The sequence below is a fragment of the Vibrio sp. 2033 genome, assembly GCF_033339735.1.
Genome location: NZ_JAWOVC010000838.1, coordinates 1 through 518 on the forward strand (window position 1 = coordinate 1; position 518 = coordinate 518).

1 protein-coding gene is annotated in these 518 nt (G+C 50.8%); it reads right to left on the reverse strand.

What is annotated here, in order from left to right:
- Nucleotides 1–518 (reverse strand): FGGY-family carbohydrate kinase (locus R7P74_RS29380; RefSeq protein WP_318124267.1); only part of this gene is annotated, 518 nt, incomplete at both ends.

The window sequence follows — 518 nt, forward strand, 5'->3', positions numbered from 1 at the left end:
GTGCTCGCAATGTTTGCACTTTTGGTGTTGGTGAGTAGGTTTGACGAACAGGACTTGCCATCACGGCTTGTGCTGATTTCGTCGTCGGGTAAACGCCAGCTGCGACAGCTGCAAAAATCGCTGCCCCCAATGCGCAACATTGATCTGATTCGACCACGATGATGTCGCGACCAATCACATCGGCGCACATTTGCATCACGTAAGGGGATTTTTGCGCAATGCCACCAATGGCGATGACGCGTTCGACAGTGACATCTTGTTCTATAAAGCAATCGACGATCGCTTTTGCGCCATGCGCAGTGGATTCTACGAGTGCGGAGAAAATTGCAGGCGATGAGCTACCAAGGTTTAAGTCACATATTGCACCTTTAAGGCGCTGGTTCGCGTAAGGGGTTCGGCGGCCATTGAGCCAATCCATTGCAACCGGAGTATATTGGTCGATACCTTGCTGCTCGGCAGCTTGCGATAGCATCGGCAAAAGTTCTGAAGCAATTTCTTCGGCAGTTAAGGCAAAGTCT